Raw genomic sequence first — 18,138 nt, 5'->3', positions numbered from 1 at the left:
CGCATATCACTACTCAAATAGCGCGAAGCCAGGCTCAACAGTCACCACGGACCATTTGCAATGGTGAACAATATGACCGACTTAACCGCGCAAGAAGCCGCCTGGCAGACCCGGGATCATCTGGATGACCCAGTCATTGGCGAACTGCGCAACCGTTTTGGGCCGGATGCCTTTACTGTTCAGGCTACCCGCACCGGGGTACCCGTTGTTTGGGTGAAGCGTGAGCAATTGCTGGAAGTTGTCGATTTCCTCAAGAAATTGCCAAAACCGTACGTCATGCTGTTTGACTTACACGGCATGGATGAACGTCTGCGTACCCACCGCCAGGGTCTCCCTGCTGCGGATTTTTCCGTTTTCTACCACCTGATCTCAATAGACCGTAATACGGATATCATGCTCAAGGTGGCATTGTCTGAAAACGACATGCATCTGCCGACAATCACCAAACTTTTCCCGAACGCGAACTGGTATGAGCGTGAAACCTGGGAAATGTTCGGCATGACCTTCGACGGCCACCCGCATCTGACGCGCATCATGATGCCGCAGACCTGGACCGGCCACCCGCTGCGTAAAGACTACCCGGCACGTGCAACCGAATTCGATCCGTTTGAGCTGACCAAAGCCAAACAGGATCTGGAAATGGAAGCGCTGACCTTCAAACCGGAAGACTGGGGCATGAAGCGCGGTACCGACAACGAGGACTTCATGTTCCTCAACCTCGGTCCAAACCACCCGTCTGCGCACGGTGCATTCCGTATTATTCTTCAGCTTGATGGCGAAGAGATTGTCGACTGCGTTCCGGACATCGGCTACCACCACCGTGGTGCTGAGAAGATGGGCGAGCGTCAGTCCTGGCACAGCTACATTCCGTATACCGACCGTATCGAGTACCTCGGCGGCTGCGTCAACGAAATGCCATACGTGCTGGCCGTTGAGAAACTGGCGGGTATCGTTACGCCGGATCGCGTTAACGTGATTCGCGTTATGCTGTCAGAACTGTTCCGTATCAACAGCCACCTGCTGTACATCTCCACGTTCATTCAGGACGTCGGCGCGATGACCCCGGTCTTCTTCGCCTTTACCGACCGTCAGAAAATCTACGATCTGGTGGAAGCGATTACCGGTTTCCGTATGCACCCGGCCTGGTTCCGTATCGGCGGTGTGGCACACGATCTGCCGCGCGGCTGGGACCGTCTGCTGCGTGAGTTCCTCGACTGGATGCCAAAACGTCTGGCCTCTTACGAGAAAGCCGCGCTGCGTAACACCATCCTGAAAGGCCGTTCCCAGGGCGTTGCTGCCTACGGCGCGAAAGAAGCGCTGGAGTGGGGTACGACAGGTGCAGGTCTGCGTGCGACCGGTATTGATTTCGACGTGCGTAAAGCGCGCCCTTACTCTGGCTACGAGAACTTCGACTTTGAAGTCCCGGTGGGCGGCGGTGTTTCCGACTGCTACACCCGCGTGATGCTGAAAGTGGAAGAGCTGCGCCAGAGTCTGCGCATCCTTGAGCAGTGCCTCAACAACATGCCGGAAGGCCCGTTCAAGGCGGATCACCCGCTGACGACGCCGCCACCGAAAGAGCGCACGCTGCAACATATCGAAACCCTGATCACCCACTTCCTGCAGGTTTCATGGGGTCCGGTCATGCCGGCGCAAGAATCCTTCCAGATGATTGAAGCGACCAAGGGTATTAACAGTTACTACCTGACCAGTGACGGCAGCACCATGAGCTACCGTACCCGCGTACGTACGCCGAGCTTTGCGCACCTGCAGCAGATCCCGTCCGCCATCCGCGGCAGTCTGGTCTCCGACCTGATTGTGTATCTGGGTAGTATCGATTTTGTTATGTCAGATGTGGACCGCTAATTATGCACGAGAATCAACAACCACAAACCGAGGCTTTTGAGCTGAGTGAAGCAGAACGTGCCGCTATTGAGCACGAGATGCACCACTACGAAGACCCGCGTGCGGCGTCCATTGAAGCGCTGAAAATCGTACAGAAACAGCGTGGTTGGGTGCCGGATGGGGCGATCTATGAGATCGCGAAAGTGCTGGGTATTCCGGCAAGTGACGTAGAGGGCGTAGCCACGTTCTACAGCCAGATCTTCCGTCAGCCGGTAGGCCGCCATGTGATCCGCTACTGTGACAGCGTTGTCTGCCACATCACCGGTTATCAGGGCATTCAGGCTGCGATTGAGAAAAAACTCAATATCAAGCCGGGCCAGACCACGTTCGATGGACGCTTTACCCTGCTGCCAACCTGCTGCCTGGGTAACTGCGACAAGGGGCCGACCATGATGATTGATGAGGACACTCACAGCCATCTGACGCCGGAAGCGATTCCTGACCTGCTGGAGCAGTACAAATGAAAACTGTAATTCGTACTGCTGAGACGCATCCGCTGACCTGGCGTCTGCGCGATGACAAACAGCCGGTATGGCTCGATGAATACCAGAGCAAAAACGGCTATGCCGGCGCGCGTAAAGCCCTTGGCGGCATGGCGCCGGACGACATCGTTAACGCGGTGAAAGACTCCGGCCTGAAAGGGCGCGGCGGTGCGGGCTTCTCCACCGGTCTGAAGTGGAGCCTGATGCCGAAAGACGAATCCATGAACATCCGTTACCTGCTGTGTAACGCCGATGAAATGGAGCCGGGCACCTATAAAGACCGCCTGCTGATGGAACAGCTGCCGCACCTGCTGGTGGAAGGCATGCTGATCTCCGCGTTTGCGCTGAAAGCCTACCGTGGCTACATCTTCCTGCGCGGTGAGTACATCGAAGCGGCGGAAAACCTGCGTCGCGCGATTGCCGAAGCCACCGAAGCGGGCCTGCTGGGTAAAAACATTCTGGGTACCGGCTTTGACTTTGAACTGTTCGTGCACACCGGCGCAGGACGTTATATCTGCGGTGAAGAAACCGCGCTGATTAACTCCCTGGAAGGCCGCCGCGCGAACCCGCGTTCCAAGCCACCGTTCCCGGCAAGCTCCGGCGTATGGGGTAAACCGACCTGCGTAAACAACGTTGAAACCCTGTGTAACGTTCCGGCTATCCTCGCCAACGGCGTGGAGTGGTATCAGGGCATCTCCTCAAGCAAAGATGCTGGTACCAAGCTGATGGGCTTCTCTGGTCGCGTTAAAAATCCTGGCGTCTGGGAACTGCCGTTCGGTACCACCGCACGTGAAATTCTTGAGGACTACGCTGGCGGCATGCGCGATGGCCTGAAATTCAAAGCCTGGCAGCCGGGTGGGGCAGGGACAGACTTCCTGACCGAAGCCCACCTTGATCTGCCAATGGAATTCGAAAGCATTGGTAAAGCAGGCAGCCGTCTGGGTACGGCGCTGGCGATGGCCGTCGACCACGAGATCGGCATGGTCTCGCTGGTGCGTAACCTGGAAGAGTTCTTCGCCCGCGAGTCCTGCGGCTGGTGTACACCGTGCCGTGATGGTCTGCCGTGGAGCGTGAAGATCCTGCGTGCAATCGAACGTGGCGAAGGCCAGCCTGGGGATATCGAGACGCTTGAGCAACTGTGTCGATTCTTAGGCCCGGGTAAAACCTTCTGTGCCCACGCACCGGGTGCCGTCGAACCTCTGCAGAGCGCGATCAAATATTTCCGCGACGAGTTCGAAGCAGGTATCAAGCAGCCGTTCAGTAATACCCATGCGATTAATGGGATTCAGCCGAACCTGCTTAAAGCGCGCTGGTAACGACAAGAATTTTGATTAACGCTCGGTTTCGACCGAGCCAACTGGAAGCATGCTAATGGCTACGATTCATGTAGACGGCAAAGAATACGAAGTCAACGGGGCGGACAACCTGCTGGAAGCTTGTCTGTCTCTTGGCCTCGATATTCCGTACTTTTGCTGGCATCCGGCGCTGGGCAGCGTCGGTGCTTGCCGCCAGTGTGCGGTGAAGCAATATCAAAACGCGGAAGACACGCGTGGTCGCCTGGTGATGTCCTGTATGACGCCAGCCACCGAAGGCACTTTTATTTCGATTGATGACGAAGAAGCCAAACAGTTCCGCGAAAGCGTTGTGGAATGGTTGATGACCAACCACCCGCACGACTGTCCGGTCTGTGAAGAGGGCGGTAACTGCCACCTTCAGGATATGACCGTGATGACCGGCCACAGCTTCCGTCGCTATCGCTTTACCAAGCGTACCCACCGTAACCAGGACCTGGGGCCGTTCATCTCTCACGAAATGAACCGCTGCATCGCCTGCTACCGCTGCGTGCGTTACTACAAAGACTACGCAGACGGTCAGGATCTGGGCGTATATGGCGCGCACGATAACGTCTACTTCGGTCGTCCGGAAGACGGTACGCTGGAAAGCGAATTCTCTGGTAACCTGGTAGAAATCTGCCCGACAGGCGTATTCACGGATAAAACTCACTCCGAGCGTTACAACCGTAAATGGGACATGCAGTTTGCGCCAAGCATCTGCCAGCAGTGTTCCCTCGGCTGTAACACCAGCCCGGGTGAGCGTTACGGCGAGCTGCGTCGTATCGAAAACCGTTACAACGGCACCGTTAACCACTACTTCCTGTGCGACCGCGGTCGTTTCGGCTATGGCTATGTGAACCTGAAAGACCGTCCGCGTCAGCCGGTTCAGCGCCGTGGCGACGACTTCATTACCCTGAACGCTGAGCAGGCGATGCAGGGCGCGGCAGATATTCTGCGTCAGTCGAAGAAAGTGATCGGTATCGGCTCCCCGCGCGCCAGCATCGAAAGCAACTTCGCGCTGCGCGAGCTGGTTGGAGCGGAAAACTTCTATACCGGTATCGCTCAGGGCGAGCAGGAACGTCTGCAGCTGGTACTGAAAGTGCTGCGTGAAGGCGGTATTCATACCCCTGCGCTGCGCGAAATCGAATCTTATGATGCGGTCCTGGTGCTGGGTGAAGACCTGACGCAGACGGGCGCACGCGCGGCTCTGGCGGTTCGTCAGGCGGTGAAGGGTAAAGCACGTGAAATGGCAGCGGCGCAGAAAGTGGCTGACTGGCAGATTGCGGCGATCCTGAACATCGGCCAGCGCGCGAAGCATCCTCTGTTTGTGACCAACGTCGATAACACCCGTCTGGACGATATCGCTGCGTGGACCTACTGCGCGCCGGTTGAAGATCAGGCTCGTCTTGGCTTTGCGATTGCCCACGCGCTGGATAGCAGCTCGCCGGCCGTTGAGCTGGATCGCGACCTGCAGAACAAGGTCGACGTGATTGTTCAGGCACTGGCGGGTGCGAAAAAACCGCTGATTATTTCCGGTACCAACGCCGGTAGCGCCGAGATCATTCAGGCGGCAGCCAACGTTGCCAAAGCCCTGAAAGGCCGCGGTGCGGACGTCGGTGTGACCATGATTGCCCGTGCGGTGAACAGCATTGGTCTGGGCATGATCGGCGGCGGCTCGCTGGAAGAAGCGTTAAGCGAACTGGAATCCGGTGCCGCTGACGCCGTTGTGGTGCTCGAAAACGACCTGCATCGCCACGCCTCTGCCGCTCGCGTTGACGCCGCGCTCTCCAAAGCGCCGCTGGTGATGGTCATTGACCATCAGCGAACCGCGATCATGGACAAAGCGCACCTGGTGCTTTCTGCGGCAAGCTTCGCAGAAAGCGACGGTACCGTTATCAACAACGAAGGTCGCGCGCAGCGTTTCTTCCAGGTTTACGACCCGGCGTACTACGACAGCAACACCGTGATGCTGGAAAGCTGGCGCTGGCTGCACTCCCTGCACAGCACCGTGCAGAGCCGTGAAGTGGACTGGACGCAGCTCGACCATGTTATCGACGCGGTAGTGGAAAAACTGCCTCAGCTGGCAGGCATTAAAGATGCCGCACCTGAAGCAAGCTTCCGCATTCGCGGCCAGAAACTGGCGCGTGAACCGCACCGCTACAGCGGCCGTACCGCGATGCGCGCCAACATCAGCGTGCACGAACCGCGCCAGCCGCAGGATAAAGACACCATGTTCGCCTTCTCCATGGAAGGGAACAACCAGCCGTCTGCGCCGCGTTCGCAAATCCCGTTCGCATGGGCGCCAGGCTGGAACTCCCCGCAGGCATGGAACAAGTTCCAGGCTGAAGTGGGTGGCTCCCTGCGCCACGGCGATCCGGGCGTGCGTCTGATTGAAGCCTCCGAAACCGGTCTGGACTTCTTCACCACCGTGCCAGCGAGCTTCCAGGCGCAGGATGGCAGCTGGCGTATCGCGCCGTACTACCATCTGTTCGGTAGCGACGAGCTGTCCCAGCGTTCACCTGTCTTCCAGACTCGTATGCCGCAGCCGTACATCAAGCTCAACCCGGCGGATGCCGCGAAGCTTGGCGTTAACGCGGGCGCAAACATTGCCTTTAGCTATGACGGCCAGACAATCAGCCTGCCGCTGATTATCTCCGAAGGTCTGACAGCAGGGCAGGTGGGTCTGCCGATGGGTATGCCTGGCATCGCGCCGGTTCTGGCGGGTGCGCGTCTTGATAATCTGCAGGAGGCAAAAGCATGAGTTGGTTAACGCCGGATCTTATCGACATCCTGCTGAGCATTCTGAAAGCAATTGTTATTCTGCTGGTGGTGGTCACCTGCGGCGCGTTCATGAGCTTTGGTGAACGTCGTCTGCTCGGTCTGTTCCAGAACCGTTACGGACCGAACCGCGTGGGCTGGGGTGGTTCACTCCAGCTGGTCGCGGACATGATCAAGATGTTCTTTAAAGAGGACTGGATCCCGCGCTTCTCTGACCGCGTGATCTTTACTCTGGCACCGATGATCGCCTTCACCTCGCTGCTGCTGGCGTTTGCTATCGTTCCGGTCAGCCCGACCTGGGTGGTCGCTGACCTGAACATCGGCATTCTGTTCTTCCTGATGATGGCAGGCCTCGCGGTTTACGCGGTGCTGTTCGCAGGCTGGTCCAGTAACAACAAATACTCGCTGCTGGGTGCGATGCGTGCTTCCGCGCAGACGCTGAGCTACGAAGTGTTCCTGGGTCTCTCCCTGATGGGCGTGGTGGCGCAGGCCGGTTCATTCAACATGACCGACATCGTCAACAACCAGGCCGGCATCTGGAACGTTATCCCGCAGTTCTTTGGGTTTATTACCTTTGCTATCGCGGGCGTGGCGGTGTGTCACCGTCACCCGTTTGACCAGCCAGAAGCCGAACAGGAACTGGCGGACGGTTACCACATCGAATATTCCGGTATGAAATTCGGTCTGTTCTTCGTGGGCGAGTACATCGGTATCGTCACCATTTCCGCGTTGATGGTAACGCTGTTCTTCGGTGGCTGGCATGGCCCGTTCTTACCGCCGTTCATCTGGTTCGCGCTGAAAACCGCGTTCTTCATGATGATGTTCATTTTGATTCGCGCAGCGTTACCGCGTCCGCGTTACGACCAGGTAATGTCCTTCGGCTGGAAAGTGTGCCTGCCGCTGACGCTCGTCAACTTGTTGGTAACGGCCGCTGTCATTCTCTGGCAGCAGCCATAAGGGGCTATAGACCATGACCTTAAAAGAATTACTGGTAGGCTTCGGTACCCAGGTACGCAGTATCTGGATGATCGGCCTGCACGCGTTTGCCAAACGCGAAACCCGGATGTACCCGGAAGAGCCGGTATATCTGCCGCCGCGCTACCGTGGCCGTATCGTGCTGACGCGCGACCCGGACGGTTCCGAGCGCTGCGTTGCCTGTAACCTGTGTGCGGTAGCGTGTCCGGTAGGCTGTATCTCTCTGCAGAAAGCAGAGACGGTAGACGGCCGCTGGTACCCTGAGTTCTTCCGCATCAACTTCTCACGCTGCATCTTCTGCGGTCTGTGTGAAGAAGCGTGCCCAACCACGGCGATTCAGCTGACTCCAGACTTCGAGCTGGGTGAGTACAAGCGTCAGGACCTGGTGTACGAGAAAGAGGATCTGCTGATTTCCGGTCCGGGCAAATACCCGGAATATAACTTCTACCGGATGGCGGGTATGGCAATCGACGGCAAAGATAAGGGCGAAGCAGAGAACGAAGCTAAGCCTATCGACGTCAAGAGCCTGTTACCGTAAGGAGAGGGCAATGGAATTCGCTTTTTATATCTGTGGCCTTATCGCCATCCTGGCTACGCTGCGAGTGATTACGCACACCAATCCGGTGCATGCGCTGCTGTACTTAATCATCTCGCTGCTGGCCATTTCCGGGGTGTTCTTTGCGCTGGGCGCGCACTTCGCCGGTGCGCTGGAAATCATCGTCTACGCCGGGGCCATCATGGTGCTGTTCGTGTTCGTGGTGATGATGCTGAACCTGGGCGGCTCTGAAATAGAGCAGGAACGTCAGTGGTTAAAACCGCAGGTGTGGATTGGTCCGGCAATTTTGTCGGCCATCATGCTGGCGGTGATTGTTTACGCCATTCTGGGCGTCAACGATCAGGGCATCGACGGCACGCCGATTGGCGCTAAAGAGGTCGGTATCACGCTCTTTGGCCCATACGTTCTGGCGGTTGAACTGGCCTCAATGCTGCTGCTGGCAGGTCTGGTTGTTGCTTTCCACGTTGGCCGCGAAGAGCGTGCTGGTGAGGTGCTGAGCAACCGCACTGACGACCGCGCGAAAAGAAAAACGGAGGAGCGCGCATGATCCCCTTAACACATGGACTGATCCTCGCTGCGATTTTATTCGTTCTGGGTTTGACCGGTCTGGTTATCCGCCGCAATCTGCTGTTTATGCTGATCGGTCTGGAAATCATGATTAACGCCTCCGCGCTGGCCTTCGTGGTCGCCGGAAGCTACTGGGGCCAGACCGATGGTCAGGTGATGTACATTCTCGCCATCAGCCTTGCGGCTGCCGAAGCGAGTATTGGCCTGGCGCTGTTGCTGCAGCTCCATCGTCGCCGCCAGAACCTGAACATCGATTCAGTAAGTGAGTTGCGTGGATGAACATGCTTGCCTTAACCATTATTTTTCCGCTGATTGGCTTCGTGCTGCTGGCGTTTTCTCGCGGCCGCTGGTCTGAGAATCTGTCTGCGACCGTGGGCATTGGCTCCATCGGTCTGGCTGCGCTGGTGACGGCGTATGCGGGTATCGATTTCTTTAACAACGGGCGTCAGCCTTTCAGCGTGCCGCTGTGGACCTGGATGTCGGTCGGTGATTTCAACATCGGCTTCAACCTGGTGCTGGATGGCCTCTCGCTGACCATGCTTTCCGTGGTCACCGGCGTTGGCTTCCTGATCCACATGTTTGCCTCCTGGTATATGCGCGGTGAAGAGGGTTACTCCCGCTTCTTCGCCTACACCAACCTGTTTATCGCCAGCATGGTGGTTCTGGTGCTGGCCGATAACCTGCTGCTGATGTATCTGGGCTGGGAAGGCGTAGGTCTGTGTTCTTACCTGCTGATCGGTTTCTACTACACCGATCCGAAGAATGGCGCAGCGGCCATGAAAGCGTTCGTCGTGACCCGCGTGGGTGACGTCTTCCTCGCTTTCGCGCTGTTCATTCTTTACAACGAACTGGGCACGCTGAACTTCCGCGAAATGGTGGAACTGGCGCCGGCGCACTTCGCTGCAGGCAACAACATGCTGTGGTGGGCAACGCTGATGCTGCTGGGTGGCGCCGTGGGTAAATCCGCGCAGCTGCCGTTGCAGACATGGCTGGCCGACGCGATGGCGGGTCCAACCCCTGTCTCCGCGCTGATCCACGCCGCGACCATGGTAACCGCCGGTGTCTACCTGATTGCGCGTACCCATGGCCTGTTCCTGATGACCCCGGAAATTCTGCATCTGGTGGGTATCGTCGGTGCGGTCACGCTGGTGCTGGCAGGCTTTGCCGCGCTGGTGCAGACCGACATCAAACGCGTTCTCGCGTATTCCACCATGAGCCAGATCGGTTACATGTTCCTGGCGCTGGGTGTTCAGGCGTGGGACGCAGCCATTTTCCACCTGATGACGCACGCGTTCTTTAAAGCGCTGCTGTTCCTGTCATCTGGTTCCGTGATCCTGGCCTGCCACCACGAGCAGAACATCTTCAAGATGGGCGGACTGCGTAAGTCTATTCCACTGGTTTATGTCTGCTTCCTGGTAGGCGGCGCGGCGCTGGCGGCACTGCCGCTGATCACCGCGGGCTTCTTCAGTAAGGACGAAATCCTTGCGGGTGCCATGGCGAATGGTCATATCAATCTGATGGTTGCGGGTCTGGTCGGTGCGTTCATGACCTCCCTGTATACCTTCCGTATGATTTTCATCGTATTCCACGGTAAAGAACAAATTCACGCTCACGCAGGGAAGGGGATTACCCACCACCTGCCGCTGATTGTGCTGCTGGTACTGTCCACCTTCGTTGGCGCGATGATTGTGCCACCGCTGCAGGGCGTACTGCCAGACACCACCGAGCTTGAGCACGGTCGCGTTCTGACGCTTGAAATCACCTCCGGTGTGGTCGCTATCGCGGGCATCCTGATCGCTGCATGGCTGTGGCTGGGCAAACGTACGCTGGTGACTGCCGTTGCCAACAGTGCGCCGGGCCGCCTGCTGGGCACCTGGTGGTACAACGCGTGGGGCTTCGACTGGCTGTACGACATGATCTTCGTTAAGCCGTTCCTGGGCATTGCGTGGCTGCTGAAGCGCGACCAGCTGAACAGCCTGATGAATATCCCGGCGATCCTTTCCCGCTTTGCAGGTAAAGGCCTGCTGTACAGCGAGAACGGTTACCTGCGCTGGTATGTGGCGTCCATGAGCATCGGTGCGGTTGTCGTGCTGGCGCTGCTGATGGTGTTGCGTTGATCGTTAAGTGAATTTTATTCGAATTCGTTGAAAATCAGGCCCCTGCTGGGGGCCTTAAAAAGGAATGTAAATCGCCATGTTACTACCCTGGCTAATATTAATTCCCTTCATCGGCGGCTTCCTGTGCTGGCAGACTGAACGCTTTGGCGTGAAGATGCCGCGCTGGATCGCGCTGATCACCATGGGATTGACGCTCGCGCTTGGCCTGCAACTGTGGTTGCAGGGCGGTTACTCACTGACCCAGTCTGCGGGCATTCCGCAGTGGCAGTCTGAGTTCATCCTGCCGTGGATCCCGCGTTTCGGCATTACGATCCACCTGGCGATTGACGGTCTGTCGCTGCTGATGGTGGTGCTGACTGGTCTGCTCGGCGTTCTGGCGGTACTTTGCTCCTGGCGAGAAATCGAAAAATACCAGGGCTTCTTCCACCTGAACCTGATGTGGATCCTGGGCGGCGTGATCGGCGTGTTCCTTGCCATCGACATGTTCCTGTTCTTCTTCTTCTGGGAGATGATGCTGGTGCCGATGTACTTCCTGATCGCGCTGTGGGGCCACAAGGCGTCCGACGGTAAAACGCGTATCACGGCGGCAACCAAGTTCTTCATCTATACCCAGGCGAGTGGTCTGGTGATGCTGATTGCTATTCTGGCGCTGGTGTTTGTTCACCACAACGCGACCGGTACCTGGACCTTCAACTACGAAGATCTGCTGAAGACGCCAATGTCCCACGGCGTTGAATACCTGCTGATGCTGGGCTTCTTCATCGCGTTCGCGGTGAAAATGCCGGTCGTTCCGCTGCACGGCTGGCTGCCAGACGCGCACTCTCAGGCACCAACGGCGGGTTCCGTTGACCTGGCGGGCATCTTGCTGAAAACGGCCGCCTATGGTCTGCTGCGTTTCGCACTGCCGCTGTTCCCGAATGCCTCCGCAGAGTTCGCACCGATTGCCATGTGGCTGGGTGTGATCGGTATCTTCTACGGTGCCTGGATGGCCTTCACGCAGTACGACATCAAGCGTTTGATTGCCTACACCTCCGTTTCCCACATGGGCTTCGTGCTGATTGCTATCTACACCGGCAGCCAGCTGGCGTACCAGGGCGCAGTGATCCAGATGATTGCGCACGGTCTGTCCGCAGCCGGCCTCTTCATCCTGTGCGGTCAGCTGTACGAGCGTCTGCATACCCGCGACATGCGCATGATGGGCGGCCTGTGGAGCAAAATTAAATGGCTGCCAGCGCTGTCCATGTTCTTCGCGGTGGCTACCCTGGGGATGCCGGGTACCGGTAACTTCGTCGGCGAATTTATGATTCTGTTCGGCAGCTTCAAAGTGGTACCGGTGATTACCGTGATCTCCACCTTTGGTCTGGTGTTCGCTTCCGTGTACTCGCTGGCGATGCTGCACCGCGCCTACTTCGGTAAAGCGAAGAGCGAAATTGCTGCACAAGAACTGCCGGGGATGTCGCTGCGTGAGCTGTTCATCATCCTGCTGCTGGTCGTACTGCTGGTGCTGCTGGGCTTCTTCCCGCAGCCGATTCTGGATACCTCGCATAGCGCGATGGGCAACATCCAGCAGTGGTTTGTTAATTCTGCTTCTACTACAAGGCCGTAATTCGCCATGACAATAACTCCACAACAACTGATCGCGCTGCTACCGCTGCTGATCGTCGGATTGACGGTGGTGGTTGTGATGCTCTCCATTGCGTGGCGACGCAATCACTTCCTGAATGCCACGCTGTCGGTCATCGGCCTGAACGCCGCGTTAGTCTCTCTCTGGTTTGTTGGCCAGGGTGGGGCGATGGACGTCACCCCGCTGATGCGCGTTGACGGTTACGCCATGCTGTATACCGGTCTGGTGCTGCTGGCGAGCCTGGCAACCTGTACCTTTGCGTACCCGTGGCTCGAAGGCTACAACGACAACAAAGAAGAGTTTTACCTGCTGGTTCTGATTGCCGCGCTGGGCGGCATTCTGCTGGCGAATGCGAACCACCTGGCCGCGCTGTTCCTCGGTATTGAGCTGATCTCTCTGCCGCTGTTCGGCCTGATTGGTTACGCCTTCCGTCAGAAGCGCTCCCTGGAAGCAAGCATCAAGTACACCATTCTGTCTGCTGCTGCGTCCTCGTTCCTGCTGTTTGGTATTGCGCTGCTGTACGCACAGTCCGGTAACCTCTCCTTTATGGCGCTCGGCAAGAGCCTCGGTGACGGCATGCTGCATGAGCCGCTGCTGCTGGCAGGTCTGGGTATGATGATTGTTGGCCTCGGCTTCAAACTCTCTCTGGTGCCGTTCCACCTGTGGACGCCAGACGTATACCAGGGCGCCCCGGCTCCGGTGTCGACCTTCCTGGCGACGGCGAGCAAGATCGCTATCTTCGGTGTGGTCATGCGTCTGTTCCTGTACGCGCCTGTGGGTGACAGCGAAGCGGTTCGCGTGGTGCTGGGCATTATCGCGTTCGTCTCCATCATCTTCGGTAACCTGATGGCGCTGAGCCAGACCAACATCAAGCGTCTGCTGGGCTACTCGTCTATCTCTCATCTGGGCTACCTCATGGTGGCGCTGATTGCGCTGCAGAGCGGCGAGATGTCGATGGAAACCGTAGGCGTGTATCTGGCCGGTTACCTGTTCAGCAGTCTCGGCGCCTTCGGCGTGGTGAGCCTGATGTCCAGCCCGTACCGTGGCCCGGATGCCGATTCACTGTTCTCCTACCGTGGTCTGTTCTGGCACCGTCCGATCCTGTCCGCGGTAATGACCGTGATGATGCTCTCTCTGGCAGGTATCCCGATGACGCTCGGCTTCATCGGTAAGTTCTACGTGCTGGCTGTGGGTGTGCAGGCGCACCTGTGGTGGCTGACCGCGGGCGTGGTTATCGGCTCCGCGATTGGTCTCTACTACTACCTGCGCGTGGCCGTGAGCCTGTACCTGAGCGCGCCTCAGCAGCTCAACCGTGATGCCCCAACCAACTGGCAGTACAGCGCCGGTGGTATCGTCGTGCTTATCTCCGCACTGCTGGTGCTGATCTTCGGTATCTATCCGCAGCCGCTGATTGATATCGTGCAGCGAGCGATGCCGCTGATGTAAAAACAAAAAACCCGCCTCGGCGGGTTTTTTTATGGTTTTCTCCCTCTCCCCATGGGAGAGGGCCGGGGTGAGGGCATCAGCCCGCACCATGCTTAAGCCAGCTGCTTGCGGCTAATCAACGGCCCGTCAATCTTCTTCATCGAGCGGTCCAGCACTTCCTCAATCACCGACGACAGCTCGTTCAGCTCAAACTTCGCGACGTACCCGTCGGCCTTCACCTTGCGAATATGGTCTTCGTTGGCGTTGCCGGAAAGGGAAGAGTGGATCACTACCGGAATGTCCTTCAATACCGGGTCGGTTTTGATTTTGCGCGTGAGCGTAAAACCGTCCATCTCAGGCATTTCGAGGTCGGTCAGCACCAGAGCGATCTTATCGGTGATGGGAACTCCTTCAGCCTGCGCCTGTGCGGCCAGCACGCCAATTTTCTCCCACGCGTCTTTGCCGGTGATATGCAGCTGCGCGGGGATCTCCATCGCCTGCAGACCTTTCTCCAGCATCGAGCGCGCCACCTTAGAATCTTCTGCAACGATAGCGACAGCGCCTGGCTTGATATGGAATTTGGTGGTCTTTAGATTCGTGGCGTGCAGATCGTGATTGGCCGGGGTGATGTCATACAGGATCTGCTCAACGTCCAGCACCATCGCCAGATCGTTGGTATCGGTCTTCTCGTCAAGACACGCGATGCTGGTGATGTAGCGACCGCTGACGGCGGTTTCCGCCGCATGCACCTGCTTCCAGTCCAGACGCATGATGTTCTCAACCGATTCCACGGCAAACGCCTGCACGCTGCGCGCATATTCGGTGATCAGCAGGATGTTCAGCCCGGTGGTGGGCTTGCAGCCCGCCACGGCGGCCAGGTCAATCACCGGGATCACCTGATCGCGAATATTCACCATTCCCATCAGCGGCGATTTCATCCCGGCGGGTTTCGTGAACTCCGGCATCGGAACAATTTCACGCAGCTTAAAGACGTTAATGCCAAACAGCTCAGATTTATTTTCGTTCAGAGAGGTGCCAAGACGGAACAGCAACAGTTCAAAACGGTTCGACAGGGTCAGATTCGCCCTGTCATCAATATCTTTCTGGAAATTATCCATTCTACCCTCGAGAGAAATGCTGACCTTTTAATCGTTATCGGCATCCTGAGGGAAAAATGAAGGACTAAACGCTAACCTGAGCGAAATCTTCGGCCAGCTCACATTCCGGGAACAGCGCGCGGCACTCTGCCAGCAGCTTTTCGCAGCCCCGCGCGTCGTAGCGCGAGCTGACATGAGTGACGATGAGCCGCCCGACGCCCGCGTCACGGGCAAGCTGTGCCGCCTGTCGCGTGGAGCTATGGCCCCGGCCGTTGGCTTTCTCTTCCATCGCCGTTTCAAGCGTCGCTTCATGCACCATCACGTCCACGCCCTGAGCCAGCGTGAGCGCTGCCGGGCATGGGGCCGTATCGCCAAAAATCGCCAGTTTTTTGCCGGGCTGCGGTGCGGCGAGATAATCCTGGCCGTTAATGACGCGTCCGTCCTCCAGCGTGACGGTCTCTCCGTGCTTAAGACGCTGGAACAGCGGCCCGGGTTTTACGCCGCCGGCCATCAGCGCGGCGGCATCCAGCGCGCCGGGTTTATCATGCGCATCAATACGGTAGCCATAGCACTCCACAGGATGATTGAGCGGTTGAGCAGTAACCCGATAATCCTCGTCATCGAATACCAGCCCTTCGGCAATCTCAACGACCTCCAGCGGATAATCGGTCCATGACCCGCTCAGGCGTAGCGTAGTTGCAACAAATTCACGAATACCCGCTGGCCCGTAAATCGTCAGCGGGTTGGCGTTACCGGCCATCGAGCGGCTGCACAGAAGGCCGGGAAGGCCAAACAGGTGGTCGCCATGCAGATGGGTGATAAAAATTTTATCCAGCTTGCCGGGGTGGTAAGCGGTGTGTAACAGCTGATGCTGCGTCCCTTCACCGCAGTCAAACAGCCACAGCCCGCCGCGGGTGGGATGCTTAAGATCCAGCAGGATCGCCGTCACGTTTCGTGAGCGGGTTGGCACGCCAGCGGACGTACCCAGAAAAATCAGTTCCATAACGCAATCAGCCCTTTGCCGAACGGGGAGGGGTTTAGTATAACGTGATGAACCCCAGGAAGGAGACTGACATGATCCAGTGGCAAGATTTACATCATAGCGAACTCACCGTTCATTCACTTTATGCCCTGCTGAAGCTGCGCTGTGAAGTGTTTGTTGTGGAACAGACCTGCCCGTATCAGGACATCGACGGCGATGACCTCGTTGGTGAGAACCGCCATATCCTCGGCTGGCGGGATAACGAGCTGGTGGCGTATGCGAGGATTCTGAAAAGCGAAGACGATTTTGAGCCTGTCGTCATTGGCCGCGTCATCATCAGCGGCAAGGCACGCGGTGAAAAGCTGGGCTATCAGCTGATGGAAAAAACGCTGGAGGCGTGCCGGAAACAGTGGCCGGACAAGGCGTTATACCTGGGCGCGCAGGCGCACCTGCAGTCGTTCTATGCCCACTTTGGCTTCACGCCGGTAACGGAAGTGTATGACGAAGATGGTATTCCGCATATCGGCATGGCGCGGGAAACGAAGCAGGCGTAATGGCGAGTCGTTGGCTATAGTTAGCGGACTGGTGTACTAACATGGAGAAAAATATGTCATTTCAATCCTGGGATACCCGTATCGACGACGACCTGGCCTTGCTGAGCGAAACGCTGGAAGAGGTGTTACGTTCCTCGGGCGACCCTGCCGATCAGAAATATATTGAGCTAAAAGCCCGCGCCGAGCAGGCGCTGCATGAAGTGAAAAACCGCGTCAGCCATGCGTCAGATACTTACTACTACCGTGCCAAAAAAGCGGTATATCGTGCCGATGATTACGTGCATGAAAAACCGTGGCAGGGTATTGGGGTGGGTGCTGCCGTGGGGCTGGTGCTGGGGCTGCTGTTAGCCCGTCGTTAAGCCGCTTAACCACTCCCTATACGTGGGTACTGCTATTTATGGCCAGTACCCCGTATAATATGACGTTTTAACAGGGAGAGGTTCGCGTGAATTCGATTTTCCTCGCGCTGGAGCAGCTGCGTTCCCAGCTGTCGCAAGCGTTACCCGCAGCACCCGGCATACGTCATTTCGACGTCTCTTTCCCGTTAAACGACGCCTTCGATCCCCTCGCCTGGCTGGGCGAGCAGCAGTGTTATCCGCAGTTTTACTGGCAGCAGCGTAACGGCGATGAAGAGCTGGCCGCGCTGGGGGCGGTCACCCAATTTTCCTCTCTGGCATTAGCCTCGCAGTTTTTGCGCGCGCAAAACGCGGCAGGTGATACCCGCATCTGCGGCCTGAACGCCTTTAATCCCGAACAGGGCAGCCTCTTTTTACCGCGACTGCTCTGGCGACGCACCGCCGGCACCGCTACGCTGCGACTGCAGCTGTGGAGCGACCGCTCGCTTGTCGAGGATGCCCGCGTCGCGCAGGATTTTTTACAGCAGCTCCGTCCTGCGAGATCTATCCGTCCGCTCTCCGTGCAGGTTGAGCACGAAACCCATCAGCCGCAGCAGGCCGAATGGCTGAAGCTTATACGCAGGGCGACGGAGACCATCGCGCGCGGTGATTTTGAAAAAGTGGTGCTCGCCCGGGCAACCGATCTGCAGTTCACGCAGCGCGTTAACCCTGTCGCGCTGATGGCCGCCAGCCGCGCCCTCAATTTACATTGCTATCATTTCTGCATGGTATTCGACGCCAGCAACGCTTTTCTCGGCTCGACCCCCGAGCGTCTCTGGCGGCGGCGCGGCAAGCTGCTGCGCACGGAAGCGCTCGCGGGAACCGTCGCCAGCCATACCGATGATAGCCAGGCGCAGCGTCTCGGCGAGTGGCTGCTGAACGATGATAAAAACCAGCGCGAAAATATGCTGGTGGTGGAAGATATCTGCCAGCGTCTTCAGCACTCTACGCAGACGCTTGAGGTACTGCCCCCCCAGGTGGTACGCCTGCGTAAAGTGCAGCATTTGCGCCGCTGTATCTGGACCGAGCTCAAACAGGCCGACGACGAGCAGTGTCTGCTCATGTTACAGCCGACCGCGGCCGTTGCCGGATTACCCCGACAGCCCGCGCGCGAGTTTATCCAGAAGGTTGAACCCTTTAACCGCGAGTGGTACGCCGGTTCGGCCGGGTATTTATCCCCCGAACAGAGTGAGTTCTGCGTGGCGCTGCGCTCCGCGCGCGTTCAGGAGGACTCCCTGCGGCTCTACGCCGGCGCCGGTATTGTCAGCGGATCTGACCCGGAGCAGGAGTGGCAGGAGATCGAAAACAAAGCCGCCGGATTGCGCTCTCTGCTCCTAAGGGATTAATACA

General features: G+C 57.6%; 16 protein-coding genes. 14 read left to right on the top strand and 2 right to left on the bottom strand.

The window, feature by feature from the left end; genetic code table 11:
• The first annotated feature begins 60 nt into the window (after window positions 1-60).
• The 11 genes from nuoC (at window position 61) to nuoN (ending at window position 13,781) form a co-directional block, all read left to right on the top strand.
• Window positions 61-1,863, top strand: coding sequence for an NADH-quinone oxidoreductase subunit C/D (nuoC, locus tag WM95_RS17045; RefSeq protein ID WP_023312537.1), 1,803 nt, complete (start codon window positions 61-63; stop codon window positions 1,861-1,863).
• Window positions 1,864-1,865: 2 nt separating this feature from the next.
• The gene (gene nuoE / locus WM95_RS17040; RefSeq protein WP_006176513.1) at window positions 1,866-2,366 is read left to right on the top strand and encodes an NADH-quinone oxidoreductase subunit NuoE; all 501 of its coding nucleotides are present in this window, start codon (window positions 1,866-1,868) and stop codon (window positions 2,364-2,366) included.
• The gene (gene nuoF, locus WM95_RS17035) at window positions 2,363-3,700 is read left to right on the top strand and encodes an NADH-quinone oxidoreductase subunit NuoF (RefSeq protein WP_023312536.1); all 1,338 of its coding nucleotides are present in this window, start codon (window positions 2,363-2,365) and stop codon (window positions 3,698-3,700) included. The genes nuoE and nuoF overlap by 4 nt, the downstream gene beginning before the upstream one ends.
• Window positions 3,701-3,755: 55 nt before the next feature.
• Complete coding sequence (gene nuoG, locus WM95_RS17030; RefSeq protein WP_023312535.1) at window positions 3,756-6,479, top strand: NADH-quinone oxidoreductase subunit NuoG; 2,724 nt, start codon at window positions 3,756-3,758, stop codon at window positions 6,477-6,479.
• Window positions 6,476-7,453 carry an NADH-quinone oxidoreductase subunit NuoH gene (gene nuoH / locus WM95_RS17025; RefSeq protein WP_063409250.1) on the top strand — a complete coding sequence of 326 codons (978 nt, stop codon included), beginning with the start codon at window positions 6,476-6,478 and terminating at the stop codon, window positions 7,451-7,453. The genes nuoG and nuoH overlap by 4 nt, the downstream gene beginning before the upstream one ends.
• Before the next feature lie 13 nt (window positions 7,454-7,466).
• Window positions 7,467-8,009: an NADH-quinone oxidoreductase subunit NuoI gene (gene nuoI, locus WM95_RS17020; protein ID WP_003861491.1), complete on the top strand. Its 543-nt coding sequence runs from the start codon at window positions 7,467-7,469 to the stop codon at window positions 8,007-8,009.
• Window positions 8,010-8,019: 10 nt separating this feature from the next.
• Complete coding sequence (nuoJ, locus tag WM95_RS17015; RefSeq protein ID WP_023312534.1) at window positions 8,020-8,574, top strand: NADH-quinone oxidoreductase subunit J; 555 nt, start codon at window positions 8,020-8,022, stop codon at window positions 8,572-8,574.
• Entirely contained in the window at window positions 8,571-8,873 is a 303-nt protein-coding gene (gene nuoK, locus WM95_RS17010) for an NADH-quinone oxidoreductase subunit NuoK (RefSeq protein WP_003861496.1), read from the top strand. The genes nuoJ and nuoK overlap by 4 nt, the downstream gene beginning before the upstream one ends.
• A complete protein-coding gene (nuoL, locus tag WM95_RS17005; RefSeq protein WP_088544891.1) occupies window positions 8,870-10,711 on the top strand; it encodes an NADH-quinone oxidoreductase subunit L in 1,842 nt (613 codons plus the stop codon). Before nuoK ends, nuoL begins: the two co-directional genes overlap by 4 nt.
• A 76-nt stretch (window positions 10,712-10,787) precedes the next feature.
• Entirely contained in the window at window positions 10,788-12,317 is a 1,530-nt protein-coding gene (gene nuoM, locus WM95_RS17000; RefSeq protein WP_023312532.1) for an NADH-quinone oxidoreductase subunit M, read from the top strand.
• A 6-nt stretch (window positions 12,318-12,323) separates the two neighbouring features.
• On the top strand, window positions 12,324-13,781 hold the full coding sequence (gene nuoN, locus WM95_RS16995) for an NADH-quinone oxidoreductase subunit NuoN (protein ID WP_023312531.1): 1,458 nt from the start codon (window positions 12,324-12,326) through the stop codon (window positions 13,779-13,781).
• 92 nt (window positions 13,782-13,873) lie between these two features.
• Here the strand turns inward: nuoN and WM95_RS16990 are convergent, their stop codons facing one another.
• Together WM95_RS16990 and rbn are read right to left on the bottom strand one after the other, a co-directional pair.
• On the bottom strand, window positions 13,874-14,878 hold the full coding sequence (locus tag WM95_RS16990; protein ID WP_023312530.1) for a chemotaxis protein: 1,005 nt from the start codon (window positions 14,876-14,878) through the stop codon (window positions 13,874-13,876).
• 64 nt (window positions 14,879-14,942) lie between these two features.
• Window positions 14,943-15,860, bottom strand: coding sequence for a ribonuclease BN (gene rbn / locus WM95_RS16985; RefSeq protein ID WP_063409248.1), 918 nt, complete (start codon window positions 15,858-15,860; stop codon window positions 14,943-14,945).
• Window positions 15,861-15,931: 71 nt separating this feature from the next.
• Between rbn and WM95_RS16980 the strand changes: the two genes are divergently transcribed.
• The 3 genes from WM95_RS16980 to menF all read left to right on the top strand — a co-directional run bounded on the left by WM95_RS16980 (window position 15,932) and on the right by menF (window position 18,134).
• Window positions 15,932-16,393 carry a GNAT family N-acetyltransferase gene (locus WM95_RS16980; RefSeq protein WP_063409247.1) on the top strand — a complete coding sequence of 154 codons (462 nt, stop codon included), beginning with the start codon at window positions 15,932-15,934 and terminating at the stop codon, window positions 16,391-16,393.
• Between the two features lie 53 nt (window positions 16,394-16,446).
• Window positions 16,447-16,752 (top strand): stress response protein ElaB, encoded by a 306-nt coding sequence (gene elaB, locus WM95_RS16975; RefSeq protein ID WP_008500219.1) that lies wholly within the window; start codon window positions 16,447-16,449, stop codon window positions 16,750-16,752.
• 86 nt (window positions 16,753-16,838) lie between these two features.
• On the top strand, window positions 16,839-18,134 hold the full coding sequence (gene menF, locus WM95_RS16970) for an isochorismate synthase MenF (RefSeq protein ID WP_063409246.1): 1,296 nt from the start codon (window positions 16,839-16,841) through the stop codon (window positions 18,132-18,134).
• The last annotated feature ends 4 nt before the right edge of the window (window positions 18,135-18,138 follow it).

Source organism: Enterobacter cloacae complex sp. ECNIH7 (genome assembly GCF_002208095.1).
Lineage (GTDB): Bacteria > Pseudomonadota > Gammaproteobacteria > Enterobacterales > Enterobacteriaceae > Enterobacter > Enterobacter cloacae_M.
This window is presented reverse-complemented; position numbering and strand designations above follow the sequence as displayed.

Coding starts and splice junctions, on each gene's coding strand:
- nuoC (WP_023312537.1), top strand. CDS start 61: ATGGTGAACAATATGACCGACTTAACCGCGCAAGAAGCCGCCTGGCAG.
- nuoE (WP_006176513.1), top strand. CDS start 1,866: ATGCACGAGAATCAACAACCACAAACCGAGGCTTTTGAGCTGAGTGAA.
- nuoF (WP_023312536.1), top strand. CDS start 2,363: ATGAAAACTGTAATTCGTACTGCTGAGACGCATCCGCTGACCTGGCGT.
- nuoG (WP_023312535.1), top strand. CDS start 3,756: ATGGCTACGATTCATGTAGACGGCAAAGAATACGAAGTCAACGGGGCG.
- nuoH (WP_063409250.1), top strand. CDS start 6,476: ATGAGTTGGTTAACGCCGGATCTTATCGACATCCTGCTGAGCATTCTG.
- nuoI (WP_003861491.1), top strand. CDS start 7,467: ATGACCTTAAAAGAATTACTGGTAGGCTTCGGTACCCAGGTACGCAGT.
- nuoJ (WP_023312534.1), top strand. CDS start 8,020: ATGGAATTCGCTTTTTATATCTGTGGCCTTATCGCCATCCTGGCTACG.
- nuoK (WP_003861496.1), top strand. CDS start 8,571: ATGATCCCCTTAACACATGGACTGATCCTCGCTGCGATTTTATTCGTT.
- nuoL (WP_088544891.1), top strand. CDS start 8,870: ATGAACATGCTTGCCTTAACCATTATTTTTCCGCTGATTGGCTTCGTG.
- nuoM (WP_023312532.1), top strand. CDS start 10,788: ATGTTACTACCCTGGCTAATATTAATTCCCTTCATCGGCGGCTTCCTG.
- nuoN (WP_023312531.1), top strand. CDS start 12,324: ATGACAATAACTCCACAACAACTGATCGCGCTGCTACCGCTGCTGATC.
- WM95_RS16990 (WP_023312530.1), bottom strand. CDS start 14,878: ATGGATAATTTCCAGAAAGATATTGATGACAGGGCGAATCTGACCCTG.
- rbn (WP_063409248.1), bottom strand. CDS start 15,860: ATGGAACTGATTTTTCTGGGTACGTCCGCTGGCGTGCCAACCCGCTCA.
- WM95_RS16980 (WP_063409247.1), top strand. CDS start 15,932: ATGATCCAGTGGCAAGATTTACATCATAGCGAACTCACCGTTCATTCA.
- elaB (WP_008500219.1), top strand. CDS start 16,447: ATGTCATTTCAATCCTGGGATACCCGTATCGACGACGACCTGGCCTTG.